This is a genomic window from Methylobacterium sp. Leaf100, assembly GCF_001422845.1.
GTDB lineage: Bacteria > Pseudomonadota > Alphaproteobacteria > Rhizobiales > Beijerinckiaceae > Methylobacterium.
Window position 1 is genome coordinate 81,782 of record NZ_LMMW01000063.1, and the last position, 19,868, is coordinate 101,649.

Sequence of the window (19,868 nt, forward strand, 5' to 3'; positions counted from 1 at the left end):
CTTACCCGGCCGCCACGGGCGTCGGTACGAAGCGTCCGTCGGGGCCGGGCTTCATGTCGATGCGCCGGTCGTGCAGGACGTGCAGGGTCGAGCGGTGGCCAATCGAGACGATGGTGGTTTCCGGCAGGCGCTCGCGCAGCATGCGGTACAGGGCGGCCTCGCTCGGCTCGTCGAGGGCGGCGGTGGACTCGTCGAGGAACAGCCACTGGGGTTTCGCCAGCACCGCGCGGGCGATGGCCAGGCGCTGCTGCTCGCCGCCCGAAAGGCGCTGGTCCCAGGCATCGACCTCGTCGAGGCGGTCGGCCAGCAGCGGCAGCTGCGCCGCCACCAGGGCCTCGCGGATCGCCTCGTCCGAGAACTGGTCGGTGGTGGCCGGATAGACCACTGCGCCCCGCAGGGTACCGAGCGGAATGTAGGGCCGCTGCGGCAGCACCAGGGCCGACTGACCCGGCGGCACCGCGATGCGCCCCTTGCCGAACGGCCAGATGCCGGCGATGGCCCGGAACAGGGTCGACTTGCCGGAGCCCGACGGGCCGGTGACCAGGGTGGCGCCGCCCCGCGTGAGGGTGAACCGATCGGCACTGACGATCTCGCGGCCGTCCGGCAGGGCGAGGGTGATGTTCTCGGCAGTGACGTCGCGGCCCGAGGCGTCGGACTGGGCCAGACCGTAGCCGGCGCCCGCCATGGCCTCGGCCTTGGTCATCGCCCGTTTGAACGACGACAGGCGGTTGGTGTTGGCCTTGTAGGCCGCGATGGTGGTGTAGGCGCTGATGAAGAACGACAGCGACGACTGCACGTTGCTGAAGGCGTTCACGGTCTGCTGCAGGGCGCCGAAGCTGAGCTTTTTCGCGAAGTACGAGGGTGCGGCAATGACGAGCGGCACCATGGTGCTCGCCTGGGAATAGCCGAACGAGAAGGCGATGAGCTTGATGCGCCGGAAGATGATCTGCACGTAGTTCGCGATGATCTCGTCGAACAGCGACCGGAGACGCACGGTCTCGGCGCGCTCGCCGCGCAGGAGCGCGATCTGCTCGCCGTAGATGCGGCTGCGGGCGAGCGAGAACCGAAAATCCGCCTCCACCCGCTCCTGGCGGAAATCGAGGCCGATGAGCGGGCGGCCGATGAGGTGGGCGAGCCAGGTGCCGACGACCGCGTAGGTGATCACGGCCCAGACGAGGAAGCCCGGCACCACCGTGTCGGTGAACGGCAGCACGAAATCCCGCGACAGGGTCCACAGGATGACCATGAACGAGACGAGCTGGGCCGCCTGCGACAGCAGCCGGATCGACAGGCTCGCCGTCTGCGAGATGAAGGCGTTGACGTCGGCCTGGATGCGCTGATCCGGGTTGTCGGCGTGCTCGTCCGTGAAGGGAATGCGGTAATGCGTGCCGTCCCCGAGCCAGCGCTGGTAGAAGCTCCGGGTCAGCCACGTGCGCCAGCGGATGTGCAGAGACTGGTCGACGAACAGGTCGAACATGCCGATGCAGACGTTGAGGATCGCGAGGGGCACGAAGACCCAAAGGATCTGGTACCAGAATACGTCGAGATTGTATTCCTGGATCGCGTTGTAGAGATCGCGGTACCAGAAGTTGAACCGCAAGGTCAGGGCGACATCGGCGAAGCTGACGAAGATCGACAGCGCGACGAGGCGCTGACCGATCTTGCCCTCCGTCCGGCCGAACCAGCGGAACAGGCCGATCTCGCGGGTCGGCTCGTCACGGTTCGCGAAGTAGGGATCGGCAATGAGGGTGATCGCCCGAATCGGCTTCAGGTGCGAGATGCCGAGCACGATGGCGGCGAACACCACGGCACCCGTGGCGGCGAAGGCCGGCGGCAGCAGGGCGGCGAGCGTCGGGGGCAGCGCGCCCAAGGCCGTCAGCAGCTTGGCCCCGGAGAACAGGAGATAGCCGACGCCGTAGACCGAGATGAAGATCTTCAGGTAGGCCGAGATCTTGCCGGAGGCGAGCAGGATGCCCGCCATGGCGAGCCCGCTCAGGGACACGTAGAGGGGCGGTGCGGCGTCGCCGGGAAATGCCAGCAGGACGAGGGCGAACAACGCCGTCACGGCGGCTTGCAGGCCGAGGCCCGTCCTCAATACGGCCACGTGCGTCTTCTCCCCGTGCTGATCGTCGAGGCACCGCTTCCGCGGCATGCCGGAACCCGGGAGTGACGGCGGGTCGTGGCGAGATCGTGGCCGGACGGGTGCCTGATCGGACGAAAATCCTGGCCCGTGTGTTCTATTGCCAATCCCAGTCGCCGTAGCCCGGCTCGCGGCAGCGATAGCCGATGGGGCATTCCGGGTTGTCGCGGGTCGGCACGAAGCGCAGGTCGGCGATCTCCGAGAGTTCGCAGAAGCTGCGGTCGCGCACGAAGCGCTGGAAGGTCTGGTTGCCGGTGTCGAGGAGGATCGCCCCCTGGCGCTTCACCAGCGCCATGGCGTCGGCGCAGGCCATGCGGGCGGTCGTCCCGGTGGTCTGGGCGCTCGCCGGCGTCGCCAGGACGACGCAAAGGGCGAGGGCGAAACATCTCGTCACGATGGCGGGGCGCCGTTCCGGTGATTTGCTGAGCCCAAGCATGGCAGTTTCCGCCGGGCGCGAAAAGGGCCGCGCCCCGCCTTGCCGTCCGGTTGCCGCAATCGGGCGCTCTATCCACCGCTGTTGCGCCAGAGCGCGCGCCGATCGTCGGACGGAACGGGTACAGAGGCAGCCATGTCGGGACTTTCGATCCTCAACCTCGAAGCCGTGCGCGCCGCGCCCGTGTCGCGCGAGCCCTACACGTTTTTCCTCGGCAACGACGTCCTCGACCGCGCGGCCATCGACGAAATCCGGCAGGACTTCCCGGCGATTGCCAAGCCGGGTTACCTCACCGTGGACGAGGTGGCGCTCAAGGGCCGGTTCAAGGCGCTCATCGACGAATTGGAGAGCGACGAGTTTTCCCGCATCATGGGCGAGAAGTTCGGCATCGACCTCGTCTCGTGCCCGCGCCTCACCACCATCATGAAGAAGAGCCAGCCGAAATACGGATCGATCCACACCGACGGGCCGTCGAAGGTGATGACGATGCTGATCTACATGAACGATGCCTGGGACGCGCCCGCCGCCGGGCGCCTGCGGGTGCTCTACGACGGCCGGAACTACGAACCCTTCGCCGTCGAGGTGCCGCCCACCATGGGCACGATGTTCGCCTTCCTGCGGTCCGACAATTCCTGGCACGGCCACGAGCCGTTCGAGGGCGAACGCCGGGTGGTACAGGTCGCCTGGGTCAAGGACGCGGCCGAACTTGAGCGCAAGAAGAAGCGCAACCGGACGGCGCAGTTCCTGAAGGGCATCTTCGGGCGCTGAAACCCGGGCGGCCGGACACCGGTCGCATCGGACATCGTCTTCCTGGCTCGGACCGCTTCAGGGCGATCCGGGCCATTTTCTTGGGTAGGGGGATCGGCGATACGACAGCCGACGTCGCCCCGCGATCACCATGCTCCCGGCGTGGACGCGGAGTGGCGACGCCCGAGACTGCCAAGGGTGTGTCCCACGCTCTCGGCCACGAAAAAGGGGCCGCCTCTCGGCGACCCCCTCTATCAAGTTCGGCTCAAGAGGCTCGGACTTTTAGAAGTCCATGCCGCCCATGCCGCCGCCCATGCCGCCGCCGCCCGGCATACCGCCGCCGGCGCTGTCCTTCTTCGGAGCATCGGCGATCATGGCTTCCGTGGTCACCAGCAGGCCGGCGATGGAGGAGGCATCCTGCAGGGCGGTCCGCACGACCTTGGCCGGGTCGACGATGCCGGCCTGGATCATGTCCACGTACTCTTCGGTCTGGGCGTTGAAGCCGTAGGTGATCGAAGAGGTGTTGTCGGTGATCTTGCCGACGACGATGGAGCCTTCGACGCCGGAGTTGGCGGCGATCTGACGGATCGGCGCCTCGAGGGCCTTCAGCACGATCTTGATGCCGGCCTGGACGTCCGGGTTGTCGCTCTTGAGGGCGCGGACGGCCTCGCGGGCGCGGAGGAGGGCGGTGCCGCCGCCGGGGACGATGCCCTCTTCCACCGCAGCGCGGGTGGCGTTGAGCGCGTCGTCGACGCGGTCCTTCTTCTCCTTGACCTCGACCTCGGTCGCGCCGCCGACGCGGATGACCGCGACGCCGCCGGCGAGCTTGGCCAGACGCTCCTGGAGCTTCTCACGGTCGTAGTCCGAGGTGGTCTCCTCGATCTGCGCCTTGATCTGGGCGACGCGGGCCTCGATGTCCGACTTCTCGCCGAGACCGTCGATGATCGTGGTGGTCTCCTTCTCGATGCGGATGCGCTTGGCGCGGCCGAGCATCGGCAGGGTGACGTTCTCGAGCTTGATGCCGAGGTCCTCGGCGATCATCTGACCCTGGGTCAGGATCGCGATGTCCTCGAGCATGGCCTTGCGGCGATCGCCGAAGCCCGGAGCCTTGACGGCCGCGACCTTGAGGCCGCCGCGCAGCTTGTTCACCACGAGGGTGGCGAGCGCCTCGCCCTCGATGTCCTCGGCGATGATGACGAGGGGCTTGCCCGTCTGCACCACGGCCTCGAGCACCGGCAGCATCGCCTGGAGCGACGAGAGCTTCTTCTCGTGGATGAGGATGTAGGGGTCCTCGAGCTCGGCGACCATCTTCTCCGCGTTGGTGATGAAGTACGGGGAGAGGTAGCCGCGGTCGAACTGCATGCCCTCGACGACGTCGAGTTCGGTCTCGGCGGTCTTGGCCTCCTCGACGGTGATGACACCCTCGTTGCCGACCTTCTGCATGGCATGGGCGATCATCTCGCCGATTTCCTTGTCGCCGTTGGCCGAGATGGTGCCGACCTGGGCGACTTCCTCGGACGAGGCGACCTTCTTGGCGCGGCTCGTGATGTCCTCGACGGCGGCCTTCGTCGCGAGGTCGATGCCGCGCTTGAGGTCCATCGGGTTCATGCCGGCGGCGACGTACTTGGCGCCTTCCCGGACGATGGCCTGGGCTAGCACGGTGGCGGTGGTGGTGCCGTCGCCCGCGATGTCGTTGGTCTTCGAGGCCACTTCGCGCACCATCTGGGCGCCCATGTTCTCGAACTTGTCGGAAAGCTCGATCTCCTTGGCGACGGTGACGCCGTCCTTGGTGATGCGCGGCGCACCGAAGCTCTTCTCGATGACGACGTTACGACCCTTGGGGCCGAGGGTCACCTTCACTGCGTCGGCCAGGATATCGACGCCGCGCAGCATCTTCTCGCGGGCGTCGGAGCCGAAACGGACTTCTTTCGCTGCCATGTTCAAATCCTCATGCGGTGGGAAGCCCCGAGGCGCTCAGAGTTGAAGCGCGCTCAAAGGGCTCGGGTAGGGGGACGAAGGAAGAGGGCAGATCGCCGTTCAGGCGACGACGCCCATGATGTCGGATTCCTTCATGATCAGGAGATCCTGACCGTCGATCTTGACCTCGGTGCCGGACCACTTGCCGAACAGCACGCGATCGCCGGCCTTGACGTCGAGGGGATTGATGCGGCCGGCCTCGTCGCGGGCGCCGGGGCCGACGGCGACGATCTCGCCCTCTTGCGGCTTCTCCTTGGCGGTGTCGGGGATGATGATGCCCCCCTTGGTCTTCTCTTCGCCTTCGATACGGCGAACGACGACACGGTCGTGCAGCGGACGGAACTTCATGAGCTGCCCTCTTGCTCTAAATTCATGGATGGCGTTGATGCGGCGCGGCAGCGCGCTCAACCCAGGCCGTTAGCACTCTCGATCGGTGAGTGCCAACGATGCCGCGGAGGTAGGCGCATGCCTTGCGTGAGTCAAGACTGTCGCAGGTCGGCGCGACGGTTGCGCGACGGCAATTCTCTCCCGATCCGCTCCGCCACGGACCAATCATCCCCGATGATCAGCCTTCATGGACCACAGGGTGCGGTCGGGTCCCCCGCCACCGACGGCGCCGGACCGATGCCTGCCGCCACGGTGTGGATCGACCTCGACGACCCGAGTGCCGAGGAGGCGCAGCGCATCGAGGACGCGACGGGCATCCGCGTCCCATCGCGAAAAGCCCTCAGCGAGGTGGAGAATTCGAGCCGGCTGCGGCGTCTCAAGAACGGCTTCTCGCTGTCGACGCCGATGATCACCTTCGACAAGGTCGATTCGTTGTTGAAGCCCCTGGGGTTCGTCCTGACCAAGGACCACCTCGTAACCGTGCGGTTCCACGATCTGCGCGCGTTCGCGGAGGTGAAGAAGCGCATCGCCGAGGGCGACGGCCCGTCCACCACGAGCACGGAGATCTTCCTCCTGCTCATGGAGGAGTTGGTCGACAGCCTCGCCGATTCCCTGGAGGACATGGGCGCCGATCTCGATGCCCTCTCGACCCGAATCTTCGACTTCGACGTGCGGGGCGGCGCGCCCGCCAGCGACGACAAGCTCAAGACCCAGACGCCGCGACGGCGCGATCTGGCGCTCCGCCGGATCCTGCGCGGCATCGGCCGGCGCGGCAAGGCGCTCGGCAAGATCCGGTCCAGCCTGCTCGGTCTCGAACGCATCGTCCCCTTCGTCGCCAACGAGTGCGAGCACCTGCTCGGCGCCGAGCAGGTGCCGCGCTTCGAGGCCGTGCGACGGGACATCGCCTCCCTCGACGAGTTCGAGATCCGTCAATCGGAGAACGTCCAGTTCCTCCTCGACGCCACCCTCGGCCTCATCAACATGGAGCAGAACAACACCTTCCGGGTGCTGACCGTGGTCTCGGTCGTGGGCATTCCGCCGACCCTCGTGACCTCACTCTACGGCATGAATTTCAAGCACATGCCCGAACTCGATTGGGCCTACGGCTATCCCTACGGCCTCGCCCTCGTGGTTCTCAGCGCCCTCGTGCCGATCGTGTTCTTCCGCATGCGGGGGTGGTTCTGAGGATCGTCACGCCGGGCGGTTGACGGATTCTTTGCGCACCTCCGCTTAGGGTCCAGCCAAAGGCGCGAGCGCCCCGCTCGGCGCAAGGCTGCCCGTTCCCGCCATGGCCGTGATCTGCGCCTTCGTCCTCAACGCCGGGCTGAACTTCGTGCTCGGCCTGCTCATCGCGAAGCTGCTGGGCCCGGCGGATTTCGGTCTGTTCGCGCTGGCCACCGCCGGCGCCATCGTGGCCAACACGGTGCTGTTCGAGTGGCTGCGCCTGTCGGCGACGCGGTTCTACTCGGCCCGCGTCCGCGATCAGGAGCCGTGGATCCGCCAGGGTCTCGACCGGGCCTACGCCGTACTCGGCGCCGGGCTCCTCGCCGCCGCCCTGGTCTGCGCCGGATTCGGCATGGAGGCGGGGCCCGAGAGCCGCGCGGCCATCACGGCGGGCGCGGGCGTGGCCGCCTTCGGGATCGGAGTGTTCGACTACCACGCGGCGCTCGCCCGCGCCCGCTTCGACGGTGGCCTCTATTTCCGGCTGGTGGCGATCAAGAACGCCTTGGCCTTCGTGCTCATGGCCGGCACGGCGTGGCTCCTGCCCCAGCCGGCCTGGGTGCTCGCCGCGGCGGGCCTGAGCCAGTTCCTCGCCGCCGCGATCCTATGGCGGCCCATGCGCGATCCCGTGAGCCCGCGCCTGCGCGTGCGCCTCGCCGAGACCTGGCGGCTGTTCCTCGCCTACGGCCTCCCCTTGATCGCCGCCAACGCCATCTACCAGCTGCTGCCGTTCCTCAATCGCGGCACCATCGCGGCCCAGGCCGGGCTGGCCGAGGCCGGCTACTTCGCCCTCGCGGCCGACGTCACCACGCGCAGCATCGGCACGCTGGGCACCGCCCTCGACCTCCTGCTGTTCCAGCTCGCAGTGCGCGTCGAGGAGGAGGAGGGCCGCGCGGCCGCCGAGGCCCAGGTCGGGCGCAACGTCGGCGTGGTGGTCGCCCTGCTGCTGCCCTGCGCCGTCGGGTTCTGGGCGATCCTTCCCGCCCTCCAGGCCCTGGTGGTGCCGGAGGCCTATCGCGGCCCATTCGCGAGCTATGCCGGGCTGATGATCCCGGGCTTCTTCTGCCTCGCCATGATGAACTTCGCCCTCAATCCGATCTTCCAGATCCGCCGCAGGACCCTGCCGGTGATCGCCGCCGCCCTGGTGGGCCTCGCCGTCGACGCCCTCGGCCTGTGGCTGCTGCCGCCGCTCATGGGACCGGAAGGCATCGCGGCGGCGCAGACGGCGGGTCTCGCCGCCGCCACCGGGTTCCTGGCGCTCCGGGCGCTCACGGGGCCGCAGCGCCTGCGCCTGCCGTGGCGCGATCTCCTGATGGCCGGTATCGCCTGTGCGGCCATGGCCCTGTGCCTCTTACCCCTGCGCCATCTCGAGCCCGTGCGGGCCCTCGCGGTCAGCCTGCCCGTCGGCTTCCTCGTCGTCGGAGGGTTCACCTGGGTCCTGGACATCGCCGGCCTGCGCACCCTCATCGCAGCCCGCCTGGCGGCGCGGCGCGCAGGACCGTCGAAGGCGGGAACCGGACGCACCGGACCGGATGCAATCGCGAACGATTCTCATTAGGATCGGACCACAAAACACGAAGACGGACCGGGCACGCCGCCCGGCCAGGGCGGGAAACGATGCGGTCATACGAGCCTCACGACGCGGATGCGGCGGCGGACATCGTCCGCGCGGCCGCCGACCGGGCGGAGCGCCTGCGCCTCGTCGGCGGCGGCACCAAGGCGGGGATCGGCCGCCCGGCCGGGAATCCCGCATCCGAGGACGAGGCGACGCTGTCCACCGCCGGATTGTCGGGCATCACCCTCTACGAACCGGCCGAGATGGTGGTCTCGGCGCTCGCCGGCACACCGCTCGCCGAGGTGCAGGCCCTGCTCGCCGGGCGCGGCCAGATGCTGCCCTTCGAGCCCATGGACCATCGCGGCCTGATGGGGACGCACGGCACGCCGACCTTCGGCGCGGTGGCATCCACGAACAATTCCGGCCCCCGCCGCATCAATGCCGGGGCGGCCCGCGACAGCCTCATCGGCGTGCGCTTCGTCAACGGACGCGGCGAGATCATCAAGTCCGGCGGTCGGGTGATGAAGAACGTCACCGGCCTCGATCTCGTGAAGCTCATGGCCGGCGCCTGGGGCACCCTCGGGCTGCTCACGGAGGTCACCTTCAAGGTGCTGCCGGTGCAGGAGCGAGTGTCGACCCTGGTGTTCTCAGGCCTCGACGATGACCGGGCCGTCGCCGCCCTCTCGGCCGCCCTCGGCTCGCCGTTCGAGCTCACGGGCGCCGCCCACCTGCCGGCCGGGATCGGCGGCCCCGAAGCCCGCACCGCCATGCGGGTCGAGGGGTTTTCGGATTCGGTCGCCTATCGGCTCGGTGAACTGACGAAGCTGCTCAAGCGCTTCGGTGCGCCCGAGATCGTCGAGGGCGACACCGGCACCGCCCTGTGGACCGGTATCCGCGACGCCGCCCCCCTGGCCGAGCCGGCGGATGCCGCCATCTGGCGTCTCTCCACCGCCCCGACCTGCGGCCCCGCCCTGGCAGCCGCCATCGCGGCGGAGCGCGACGCGCGGTGGTTCTACGATTGGGGCGGCGGCCTGATCTGGCTCGCGACCGCGGCCGAGGGCGATGCCGGGGCCGCGACCGTGCGGGCGGCGGTGAAGGCGCAGGGCGGCCACGCCACCCTGGTGCGCGCGCCCGACGCCGTGCGCGCCGCCGTGCCGGTGTTCGAGCCCCTGTCCGAGCCGCTGATGCGGATCACGGCGGGTCTCAAGGCGGCGCACGACCCACTGGGCGTGTTCAATCCGGGCCGGATGTACGCGGAGATCTGACGTCGCCGCGACATTCTTACCCGCAGGCATCGGCCTTGGGTTCCGGCTATCAAAAACCGGCCTGCCAGTGTTTGGAGCGATTCCAAAGGCTCGGCAGACCCTCCGTTCCGCTCTAAGGTACGGGCGAAGACGACGGGGCCGCCATGCCGATGGTGTGAAGCGGCACCGCGATGGGTGGATTCAGGAACACGCCGTGCAGACCAGTTTCAGCCTGACGCAGCTCGCCGATCCCGCCATGGCGGCCTCGGAAAAGATTTTGCGGACCTGCGTCCATTGCGGTTTCTGCACCGCCACCTGCCCGACCTACCTGCTGCTGGGCGACGAACTCGACAGCCCGCGTGGCCGCATCTACCTCATCAAGGACATGCTGGAGGGCAACAAGCCCGCCGTGCCGGAGGTGGTCAAGCACATCGACCGCTGCCTGTCGTGCCTGTCCTGCATGACGACATGCCCCTCGGGCGTGCACTACATGCACCTCGTCGATCACGCCCGCGCGCATATCGAGGAAACCTATACGCGGCCCTTCGGGGACCGGGCGCTCCGGGCGGTGCTGGCCTTCGTGCTGCCCTATCCCAACCGTTTCCGACTGGCTTTGCTCGGCGCCAAGCTCGGGAGCCCGTTCCGCCCCCTGGTGGCGCGGGTGCCCGGCCTCGGCAACCGGCTCGCCGCCATGCTGGATCTCGCCCCGGCCGAATTGCCGAACCGCAACCGCACCGACCGGCCCGGCACCTTTCCGGCCGAGACCCGTGCGCTGGAGGCCAGCGCCGCCCTTCAGGGCACCACGGCCCCGGCCCGCACGGCCCCGGCCCGCACGGGCCGCGTCGCGCTGCTGCGCGGCTGCGCCCAGAGCGTCCTGCGGCCCGACTTCAACGAGGCGGCGATTCGGCTGCTGACCCGCCACGGCGTCGAGGTGGTGCAGGCCAGGGGGGAGGGCTGCTGCGGCGCGCTCACCCACCATATGGGCAAAGCCGAATCCTCCCATGCCCAGGCCAAGCGCACCATCGACGCCTGGATCGCCGAAATGGACGGCGAAGGCCTCGACGCCATCGTGGTCACGGCGTCGGGCTGCGGCACCACCATCAAGGATTACGGCTTCATGTTCCGCGACGACCCGGCCTACGCCGAGAAGGCCGCGCGGGTTTCGGGGATCGCCAAGGACGTGACCGAGTACATGGCCGGTCTCGGCCTGATGCCGACGCTCATCGAGAGCGACCTCGTGGTCGCCTACCACTCCGCCTGCTCGATGCAGCACGGCCAGGGCATCCGCACGGAGCCGAAGAACCTCCTGAAGCGTGCGGGCTTCGCCGTGAAGGACGTACCCGAGGGGCATATCTGCTGCGGCTCGGCCGGCACCTACAACATCCTCCAGCCCGAGATCGCCGGCCGCCTCCGGGACCGCAAGGTCGCCAACATCGAGCGGATGCGCCCCGACGTCATCGCCACGGGCAACATCGGCTGTGCGACGCAGATCGGGAAGGGTACCGCGATTCCCATCGTGCACACGGTGGAATTGCTCGACTGGGCGACGGGGGGGCCGAAGCCGGCGGCAATTGAGCGATAGTAGATCGATTATTCAATATTGTAAGAATGAGAACCAGAGAATGATCTCTAGTGAATCTTCATCAATCAGGGAATACATAACAAACGGAGTTTCTTCTGATATTGTATCACACAAAATCATGGAGCGTATACCACATATATTTTCCGAAAATTGGGCGATCTACATAAAGTGGCGAAGCCGATTGTCAGAACTGCTCAAAGTTGACCCTTGTGCAATTTCATTAATTGGCAGCGCATGCGTTGGATATAGCCTTAGCCCAAATAAAATGTTCGCCAGCTTTCATGACGATTCCGATATCGACGTAGCAATAATATCTTCTTATTACTTTGATATTGGCTGGCGAGCGCTTAGGTTTGTCCGGGCTGCAGATACTCGCAACAAGAAAGAGCTAAACGCAATAAATGAGCACAAAAGGAATTATATTTACTCTGGATGTATTGCTGTCGATCGGATCTCACGATTCTTGCCGTACAACCGAGAGTTTACGATTGCATCCTCCGAAATGATGGCAATACCTCCCACCGAGGGCAGAGATGTTAAATTTAGAATTTATCGTGATTACGACTCGCTAAGAATCTACCAAATGAAAAGCATAGACGCTCTACGCTCAGCTATTTCGGAGGCGTAAAATAATGAACTTTCTTAATACAACAATGCACAATGTATCGTGGTTTCACAAGCGATACCAGAACGATGAGCTCACACTGAAGGCCCCATTTCAGCGAAACCCTGTTTGGACAACAAAACAGAAGTCATACTTAATTGATACAATTCTACGGGGATACCCGATTCCTGAGCTATATATTCAGGAATTTGCCGACGGAGACGGAAATGAACAATATATCGTAGTGGACGGTCAGCAGCGAGTTCGCGCCTGTATGGAGTTTATCGCAGGAGGGTATGAAATCGTAGAAGAGAAAGACAATGAGGAATGGGCAGGCCTAAATTTCGATGATTTGACAGAAGCTCAACGCAAAAAAATATTCAACTACAATTTTGTTGTGAGAGTCCTTCCAGAGATGGAAGATGACAAGATCAGGGCAATATTTAAAAGACTTAATAGATATGTTATTGCACTTAACACGCAAGAACTTCGCCATGCGACCTATTGGGGAGAGTTTATATCCTGCGTGGAAAAGATTTCTGATAATGAGAATTGGTCGTTATTAGGTGTTTTTACACCTAACGACGTAAGAAGAATGAATGATATAGAATACGTGAGCGAACTAGCAGTCGGACATATCCACGGAGTTCAGAACAAAAAGATTTCGCTGGATAAATGGTATGAGGCGTATGAAGAAACTTTCCCCGACAAGCGTAGTTTAGAGAAAACATTCCCCCTCATACTTGATACTATAGTTGATTTATTTCCAGAGATTTCGTATACACGCTGGAGAAAGAAATCGGATTTCTACAGTCTTTTCTTAGCACTTGCGGAAAATAAAAAAATATTACCTTTAACGGAGGGAGAGAAAGAGAAATTAGCTGAAGCATTAGAAAACTTTAGCGATGAAGTAACTAAATATTTGAGAGACAACGACTACAAACCTACTCACGATGTCAAGCAATACGCGGTGGCAGTCGAAAGGGCTGCATCTGATTTGGCTAACAGGCGTACAAGACGAGATATTATATTGAAGATAATAGAATCAACTCTTGGCTAACAAATTTAGAAGTATATACACCCGGATCGCCGAGGACAGGTTCTGCCCGTCCCGGCCCGCATCGATCTCACCGATCAGGGCCTGGATCGAGCGATCGCGCGCTTCTGCGATCTCCCGTAGGGCGTCCCAGAACGGGTCCTCCAGGGACACGCTGGTGCGGTGCCCGGCGATCATCACCGAGCGCTTGGTGATGCCGCCGGTCACGGGTTGCGCCCCTTCACTCCGAGGCCGGCCCCATGAGCTTGTGGCCCTCGTGGCGCGAGACCTCGATGGCCTTCTTGGCGTCCGCCAGGGTCCTGGCCTTCTTCGGGCGGCCGAAGGCGATGCGGTTGTCCGCCGCCTTCGCCTCCTTCTCGGACCGCGCCTTCGCCTTGCGGGCGTCGCGCAGGTTGATGATCTCCGCCATGCGCGTCCCCGTCAGTCGGCGCTGGGTGCCAGCATGTTCTCCGGGCGCACCACGCGCTCGAACCCCTCTTCCGTGACGTAGCCGAGCCGCAGGGCCTCCTCCTTAAGGGTGGTGCCGTTCTTGTGCGCGGTCTTCGCGATCTCGGCGGCCTTGTCGTAGCCGATGGAGGGGGCGAGCGCCGTCACCAGCATGAGCGACCGGCTCATGAGGTCGGCGATGCGGTCTTCGTTGGCCTTGATGCCCACCACGCAATTGTCGGCGAAGCTCACGGCCGCGTCGGCGAGGAGCCGCACCGACTGCAACACCGCGTTGGCGATGACGGGCTTGAACACGTTCAACTCGAAATGGCCCTGGCTGCCGGCGAAGCTCACGGTGGTGCCGTTGCCGATCACCTGGGCGCAGACCATGGTCAGCGCCTCGCACTGGGTCGGATTGACCTTGCCGGGCATGATCGAGGAGCCGGGCTCGTTCTCGGGCAGCGACAGCTCACCGAGGCCGGAGCGCGGTCCGGACGCCAGCAGGCGGATGTCCTGCGCGATCTTGAACAGGCCGGCGGCGAGCGCCGACAGCGCCCCTTGGGTGAACACCAGGGCGTCGTGGGTGGCCAACGCCTCGAACTTGTTCTCGGCCGAGGTGAACGGCAGGCCCGTCAGCTCGGCGACCTTGGCGGCGAACTTCTCCGCGAAATCCGGGTGCGCGTTGAGGCCGGTGCCGACCGCGGTGCCGCCCTGGGCCAGGGCCAGCACGCCCGGTACGGTCGCCTGGACGCGGGCGCTGCCCAAAGCCACCTGCGCGACGTACCCCGAAAATTCCTGACCGAGGGACACCGGCGTCGCGTCCTGCAGGTGGGTGCGGCCGATCTTGACGATGTCGGCGAAGGCCGTCGCCTTGGCGTCGAGGGCGTCGTGCAGGTGCTTCAGGGCCGGCATCAGCCGGTCGTTGATCTCGCGCGACACCGCGATGTGCATGGCGGTGGGGAACACGTCGTTGGACGACTGGCCCCGGTTGCAATGGTCGTTGGGGTGCACCGGCGACTTGCCGCCGCGCTTAGCCCCCAGCAACTCGTTGGCGAGGCTGGCGATCACCTCGTTGGCATTCATGTTGGACTGGGTGCCGGACCCCGTCTGCCACACCACCAGGGGGAATTCCTGGTCGTGCTCGCCCGCGACGACCTCGGCGGCCGACGCCGCGATGGCCTGGGCGACCTTCGGGTCGAGGCCGCCGAGATCCTGGTTCACCAGGGCGGCGGCCTGCTTGACGAGGCCGAGCGCGTGGACGAGGGGCGCCGGCATCCGCTCGGTGCCGATCTTGAAGTTCTGGATCGAGCGCTGGGTCTGAGCCCCCCAGTAGCGATGCGCCGGAACCTCGATGGGTCCGAACGTGTCGGATTCCGTGCGGGTGGCGGGGGTTTCTTCGCTGTGCGTCTCGGTCGGCGACATCGTGGCCTCTTCGTGTGGCTGCGGCGCACCCTACTTAGACCGGGCGGGTCGAAACCGCGATGGTGCCGCGTGACGGTGCCGTGGATGTCTCAACGCTTTTCGAGCGACCGGCCCCGGACCGAGGATCGATGACACGCCGATGATGGATGCCGCCGCCCCGTGCCCGCCCGACGCCCCCGCGCGCTTCCGCCCGACCGTGCCGCGCCCCCTGCGCCGGCCCATGGGCCTCCTCGCCTTCCTGAAGGCGGCGCGGGCCAACCCGATCACCACCTGGCTCGACGACCATTTCGAGAAGCCCGTCATGGCCGGCGAGGGCGCCATGGGCCGCGTCACCGTGGTGAGCGACCCCGCGTTGATCCGCTATCTCTACGTCGAGAACGCCGCCAACTACCGCAAGGACGACCTGCAGCGCCGGGTGCTGGCGCCGGGCCTCGGCAACGGCCTGCTGACGGCGGAGGACGAGGAGTGGAAGCTTCAGCGCCGCACCCTGGCGCCGATCTTCTCCGCCCGCCACGTGCTCGGCTTCGCCGAACCCATGAACGCGGCCGGCGCTCGCATCGCCCGGCGGCTCGCGCGCCGGGACGGGACCACCATCGACGCCGCCCTGGAGATGACCCGCGTCACCCTCGACGTGCTGGAGCGGACGATCTTCACCCAAGGCCTCGCGAGCGACCCGGATGCGTTGGGCCGGGCGATCACGCGGTTTCTCGAAGCCGTCGGGCCCATCGATCCCCTCGACGTGTTCGGGATCCCGAGCTTCGTGCCGCGCATCGGGCGCCTGCGGGCACGCCCCGCCGTGCGGTTCTTCGCCGAGGTGGTGGACGCGCTCATCGACAAGCGCCGCGCCCTCATCGCGGCCGATCGTGCGCCGGCGGACCTCCTGACCCTGCTGCTGAAGGCGCAGGACCCGGAGACCGGTAAGGGCCTGACGGACCTCGAAGTGAAGGCTAACATCGTCACGTTCATCGCGGCCGGCCACGAAACCACCGCCAATGCCCTGACCTGGGCGCTCTACTGCCTGTCACAGGACGACGGTGCGCGGGCGCGAATCGAGGCCGAGGTCGATGCCGTGCCGGCGGGCGAAGGATTCGATGCCGAGGCGCTACCCTTCACCAAGGCGGTCATGGAGGAGACCATGCGGCTGTTCCCGCCGGTGCCGTTCCTCAGCCGCCAGGCCATCGCGGAGGATCGTATCGGCCGGGTGAAGATTCCCCGGGGCTCCCTCGTGATGGTGGCACCCTACGTGCTTCACCGTCACCGCACCTTGTGGGACGATCCCGCCGCGTTCGTGCCGGATCGGTTCCTCGGCGAGGCCCGCAAGGACATCCCGCGCTTCGCCTACCTGCCGTTCGGGGCCGGGCCGCGCGTGTGCATCGGCCAGAGCTTCTCCGTGCAGGAAGCGGTGATCGTCCTCGCTCACATCATCCGGGCCGTGCGCCTGCGGATGGCGGCGGATCACCCGCCGGTCACGCCCCTGCATCGGGTCACCCTGCGGCCGGAGCATGGCCTTCGCATGGGCGTGGAACGGCGAGCCTGAATGCAGCACCGACGGAAAACACCGGCCTCCGAAAGGCCGGCATTCCGGTGGTTCAGCTCTTCTTGCGGAACGCGTCGAGGCTGACGACCTCGGCGCTGGCCTCGGTGCCCTCACCCTCGGCCTTCTTCGAAGCGGACGCCTTGCCGACGGACAGCTTGGCGGCGGGCTTGTCGGCTTCGTCCGCGTCCTTGTCGCTCTGCGCCGGCGCGGTGGCGGGACCGATCTTCGGCACGCTGGAGCCGATGGCCGCCAGACCCGTGCCCTTGGGCTTCAGCTCGCTCGGCTCGGAAGCGGCGCCGCGCGGGGCGGTCTTGCCGGTGGCGAGCGGTGTGACGTCGTCGTCGACGGCCTCGACGGCCTCCTCCATGCCCTCGGTCAGGTCGAACTTCAGGCCGAACTGGACGGAGGGGTCGAAGAAGCCCGAGAGCGCGTCGAACGGCACCAGTAGACGCTCGGGCACGCCCGAGAACGACAGCCCGACCTCGAAGGTGTGCTCGTTGACGCCCAGATCCCAGAACTGGTGCTGGAGCACGATGGTCATGTCCTGCGGGTACTTCTCGCGCAGGCGCTGCGACATCCGCACGCCGGGCGCTTCCGTCCGGAAGGACACGTAGAAATGATGCTCGCCCGCGAGCCCGTCCCGGGCCGCGTCGGTGAGCACCTTGCGCACGACGCCGCGCAGGGCGTCCTGCACCAGAAGATCGTAACGGATCAGATCGTCTGCCATCTGCGGTCGCTTATACCCGGTGCCTGGCCGCCGTCGCGCGCCCAAAAGCGCACCGGGGTCGGATGAAAATCGAGCGGAGCGCCGTTGCCGGGTCACTCCGATAATGCCTGTACGGCCTCGACCTTCCGCTGGAACCCGGAGCCTGTCCAGACCGCATGCGATGCGTCCAAAGGCCCATGGTTCTGATGGAAGGTGGCGGGTACCGTCGCGCGGTCGGAACGCCCCTCCGACACGGGGACCACGGCGCGCCATCGCTGACGCGTCGTCTGTCCCCTGAACATAGAGAGAGTCAGGCCGCTTTTGAAGCCCGATCCGCGCGTCCTCGCCGAACCCGACGACCCGGCCGCCATCGGGCGGTGGCTGGCGATCGGGCGGGCCGGGCTCGCGATCGCCGCCATGGTGCTGTGGGTCGCCTTCCTCCTCGGCGCCGCGAGCGTGATCGCCCTGGTGATCGTCCGGGTCGGCGCCGATTGGATCGACGGGCTCGATCCGTTCTCGGCCGCCGGACGCAGTCCCCTGCGCCCGCGCCAGTTCGCCGTCCGGGCCCTCGCCCTCGATGCGGTCCGCCAGGGCATCCTCGCCCTCCTCGTCCTCGCCGCCGCCCGCTGGGCAGCCGGCCCCGACTGGCGCCGGATCCTGGCCCTGTCGGCCCCGCGCGATGCGCGCCTGCCGCGGCGGACCTTCGGGTGGCTCCTCGTCGCCTGGCCCATCGTCCATATCACCTGGGTCACGGGCACCGGGGCGATGTTCGGCGCGCCGGTGGCCCGCCACGCCACCCTGTCGCCGTCCCTGCTCGCCGTAGGCATCGTCCTGTGGCTCGCCACCGTGGTGGTGTTGGCACCCGTGGCGGAGGAACTGCTGATGCGGGGCTTCGTCTTCGCCCGCGGTCTGACCCGCGCCGGTCCGGTCCTCACCATCCTCACCACCGCCGGGCTGTTCGCGGGTGCGCACATCAACGGCTTCGGCCTCGCCCGGCCGATCTCGCTCCTGCCGCTGGCGCTGATACTGGGCTGGCTGCGCTGGCGTGGCGGCCGGCTGTGGCCGTGCATCCTCCTCCACGCCTGGAGCAACCTCGCCATGATCGCCTGGGTGCTCTGGCCCGAGGGATGAGGATCGTTAGGGACAATCCGCGCGGACGGCGCGGATGATCTCGCCTCGACGACCGGGACCCGTTATTCGAGAACCACAGTCGGAGCCGCGATGCACGCCTATCACCAGCTTCTCCAGCGCATCCTCGACGAGGGCGTCCGCAAGGACGACCGCACGGGCACCGGAACCCTTTCGGTGTTCGGCCACCAGATGCGGTTCGGTCTCGCGGACGGCTTCCCCCTGGTGACGACGAAGCAGCTGCACCTGCGCTCCATCATCCACGAATTGCTGTGGTTCCTCACGGGCGACACCAACGTGCGGGCGCTTCAGGCCAATGGCGTCACCATCTGGGACGAGTGGGCCGATGCGCAGGGCGATCTCGGTCCCGTCTACGGCCGGCAATGGCGGTCCTGGGCCAAACCCGACGGGGGCAGCGTCGACCAGATCGCCTGGGTGCTCGACGAAATCCGCCGCAACCCGGATTCGCGCCGCCTCGTCGTCTCGGCCTGGAACCCGGCGGACCTCGACCAGATGGCGCTGGCGCCCTGCCACTGCCTGTTCCAGTTCTACGTCGCCGAGGGGCGGCTCTCGTGCCAGCTCTATCAGCGCTCGGCCGACGTGTTCCTCGGTGTCCCGTTCAACATCGCCAGCTACGCCCTGCTGACCGCGATGATCGCCCGGGTCACGGGACTGGAGCCCGGCGATTTCATCCATACGCTGGGCGACGCCCACCTCTACGTGAACCACCTCGATCAGGCCCGCCTGCAGCTCACCCGCGAGGAACGCCCACTGCCGCGCCTTGAGCTGAACCCAGCGGTGACCAGCCTGTTCGATTTCCGTTTCGAGGACATCGCCATCGAAGGCTATGCGCCGCACCCCGCCATTCGTGCGCCGGTAGCGGTCTGATGGCGCAGCCCCGCATCACCCTACTGGCCGCGGTCGCGGAGAACGGTGTCATTGGCCGCGACAACGGCTTGATCTGGCGCCTGCGCAGCGACCTCCAGCGGTTCAAGGCGCTCACCCTCGGCAAGCCCGTGGTGATGGGCCGCAAGACCTACGAGTCCATCGGCCGCCCCCTGCCGGGCCGGCGCATCCTGGTGCTCACCCGCGATCCGCGCTTCACCGCACCCGGCATCGAGACCGTGGGGAGCTGGGAGGAGGCCGTGGACGCCGCCGTCGCGGCCGGGGAACTGATGGTGGCCGGGGGCGGCGAGATCTACCGGCTCGCCCTGCCGCAGGCCGACCGCATCCACCTGACGGAAGTCGCCCTGGCGCCGGAGGGCGACACGGTGTTTCCGCCCTTCGACCGCGCCGCCTTTCGCGAGACCCTGCGCGAGGCGCATCCGACGGGCACTCACGACAACTGCGCCTTCAGCTTCGTCGATCTGGAACGGATCGCGTGAGTCCGGCGGGCCGGATCTCGCCCCGCAAAGGCCCGCGATCCCAGACCCCGAGCCCCGCGACCCGCGACCCAATGCGCAAAGGTTCCCCCGGCGGTTGTCTTTCGGATCGGCGATGCCCAAGTGCCGTAGAGGTCCGTACCGGCATCGTTCGGCCGCCTTCGGTCCAACCTTGACAGGACGGCGGGCGGGCTCGCAGGTGGTGCGGGTCGATCGGGGCCGTCCGACACTCCTGTCCACGCGATGGAGTAGAGTTCGCGCTGGGTGACAGTGCGAACGAACGGCGCGAGTGGGCTTCGTGCCCGGTGAGCTTTGTGCGG

18 protein-coding genes are annotated in these 19,868 nt (G+C 66.4%); 10 read left to right on the forward strand and 8 right to left on the reverse strand.

Annotation, left to right across the window (positions count from 1 at the left end):
• Position 1: 1 nt before the first annotated feature.
• Positions 2–2,104: an ABC transporter ATP-binding protein/permease gene (locus ASF25_RS21235; protein WP_056306759.1), complete on the reverse strand. Its 2,103-nt coding sequence runs from the start codon at positions 2,102–2,104 to the stop codon at positions 2–4.
• Positions 2,105–2,237: 133 nt separating this feature from the next.
• Positions 2,238–2,576, reverse strand: coding sequence for a hypothetical protein (locus tag ASF25_RS21240; RefSeq protein WP_056174442.1), 339 nt, complete (start codon positions 2,574–2,576; stop codon positions 2,238–2,240).
• 132 nt (positions 2,577–2,708) lie between these two features.
• Here ASF25_RS21240 and ASF25_RS21245 point away from each other — a divergent pair, with 132 nt between their 5' ends.
• Positions 2,709–3,341, forward strand: a complete 633-nt coding sequence (locus ASF25_RS21245) for a 2OG-Fe(II) oxygenase (RefSeq protein WP_056174444.1) — start codon at positions 2,709–2,711, stop codon at positions 3,339–3,341.
• A gap of 261 nt (positions 3,342–3,602) precedes the next feature.
• Here ASF25_RS21245 and groL read toward each other — a convergent pair whose 3' ends face one another.
• Positions 3,603–5,258 (reverse strand): chaperonin GroEL, encoded by a 1,656-nt coding sequence (gene groL, locus ASF25_RS21250; RefSeq protein ID WP_056174446.1) that lies wholly within the window; start codon positions 5,256–5,258, stop codon positions 3,603–3,605.
• A 99-nt stretch (positions 5,259–5,357) separates the two neighbouring features.
• A complete protein-coding gene (groES, locus tag ASF25_RS21255) occupies positions 5,358–5,645 on the reverse strand; it encodes a co-chaperone GroES (protein ID WP_056094907.1) in 288 nt (95 codons plus the stop codon).
• Between the two features lie 213 nt (positions 5,646–5,858).
• Here groES and ASF25_RS21260 point away from each other — a divergent pair, with 213 nt between their 5' ends.
• From ASF25_RS21260 to ASF25_RS22375, 5 genes are all read left to right on the forward strand, one after another.
• Positions 5,859–6,869, forward strand: coding sequence for a magnesium transporter CorA family protein (locus ASF25_RS21260; protein ID WP_056174448.1), 1,011 nt, complete (start codon positions 5,859–5,861; stop codon positions 6,867–6,869).
• Positions 6,870–6,972: 103 nt separating this feature from the next.
• A complete protein-coding gene (locus ASF25_RS21265; RefSeq protein ID WP_056306685.1) occupies positions 6,973–8,463 on the forward strand; it encodes a lipopolysaccharide biosynthesis protein in 1,491 nt (496 codons plus the stop codon).
• 59 nt (positions 8,464–8,522) lie between these two features.
• Positions 8,523–9,725, forward strand: coding sequence for an FAD-binding protein (locus ASF25_RS21270; RefSeq protein ID WP_056306686.1), 1,203 nt, complete (start codon positions 8,523–8,525; stop codon positions 9,723–9,725).
• A gap of 193 nt (positions 9,726–9,918) precedes the next feature.
• Entirely contained in the window at positions 9,919–11,286 is a 1,368-nt protein-coding gene (locus ASF25_RS21275) for a heterodisulfide reductase-related iron-sulfur binding cluster (RefSeq protein WP_056306687.1), read from the forward strand.
• 632 nt (positions 11,287–11,918) lie between these two features.
• Entirely contained in the window at positions 11,919–12,950 is a 1,032-nt protein-coding gene (locus tag ASF25_RS22375) for a DUF262 domain-containing protein (RefSeq protein WP_082503029.1), read from the forward strand.
• Here ASF25_RS22375 and ASF25_RS21280 read toward each other — a convergent pair.
• The 3 genes from ASF25_RS21280 to fumC are packed head-to-tail and all read right to left on the reverse strand — an operon-like array spanning position 12,936 to position 14,795.
• Positions 12,936–13,154 carry a ribbon-helix-helix domain-containing protein gene (locus ASF25_RS21280; RefSeq protein ID WP_056306690.1) on the reverse strand — a complete coding sequence of 73 codons (219 nt, stop codon included), beginning with the start codon at positions 13,152–13,154 and terminating at the stop codon, positions 12,936–12,938. The genes ASF25_RS22375 and ASF25_RS21280 overlap by 15 nt on opposite strands.
• Positions 13,155–13,167: 13 nt before the next feature.
• On the reverse strand, positions 13,168–13,356 hold the full coding sequence (locus tag ASF25_RS21285) for a DUF4169 family protein (protein WP_056306692.1): 189 nt from the start codon (positions 13,354–13,356) through the stop codon (positions 13,168–13,170).
• 11 nt (positions 13,357–13,367) lie between these two features.
• Positions 13,368–14,795 carry a class II fumarate hydratase gene (gene fumC / locus ASF25_RS21290; protein WP_056306695.1) on the reverse strand — a complete coding sequence of 476 codons (1,428 nt, stop codon included), beginning with the start codon at positions 14,793–14,795 and terminating at the stop codon, positions 13,368–13,370.
• Positions 14,796–14,934: 139 nt separating this feature from the next.
• Here fumC and ASF25_RS21295 point away from each other — a divergent pair, with 139 nt between their 5' ends.
• Positions 14,935–16,332, forward strand: a complete 1,398-nt coding sequence (locus tag ASF25_RS21295) for a cytochrome P450 (RefSeq protein ID WP_056306697.1) — start codon at positions 14,935–14,937, stop codon at positions 16,330–16,332.
• A gap of 52 nt (positions 16,333–16,384) precedes the next feature.
• Here ASF25_RS21295 and ASF25_RS21300 read toward each other — a convergent pair whose 3' ends face one another.
• A complete protein-coding gene (locus ASF25_RS21300; protein WP_056174465.1) occupies positions 16,385–17,059 on the reverse strand; it encodes a ClpXP protease specificity-enhancing factor SspB in 675 nt (224 codons plus the stop codon).
• A 300-nt stretch (positions 17,060–17,359) separates the two neighbouring features.
• On the opposite strand from ASF25_RS21300, the gene ASF25_RS21305 reads away from it, so the two are divergent.
• The 3 genes from ASF25_RS21305 to ASF25_RS21315 all read left to right on the forward strand — a co-directional run bounded on the left by ASF25_RS21305 (position 17,360) and on the right by ASF25_RS21315 (position 19,551).
• On the forward strand, positions 17,360–18,169 hold the full coding sequence (locus ASF25_RS21305) for a CPBP family intramembrane glutamic endopeptidase (RefSeq protein WP_244473129.1): 810 nt from the start codon (positions 17,360–17,362) through the stop codon (positions 18,167–18,169).
• A 90-nt stretch (positions 18,170–18,259) separates the two neighbouring features.
• Positions 18,260–19,054 carry a thymidylate synthase gene (locus ASF25_RS21310; protein ID WP_056306699.1) on the forward strand — a complete coding sequence of 265 codons (795 nt, stop codon included), beginning with the start codon at positions 18,260–18,262 and terminating at the stop codon, positions 19,052–19,054.
• Positions 19,054–19,551, forward strand: coding sequence for a dihydrofolate reductase (locus ASF25_RS21315; protein ID WP_056306701.1), 498 nt, complete (start codon positions 19,054–19,056; stop codon positions 19,549–19,551). Before ASF25_RS21310 ends, ASF25_RS21315 begins: the two co-directional genes overlap by 1 nt.
• Positions 19,552–19,868 lie beyond the last annotated feature (317 nt).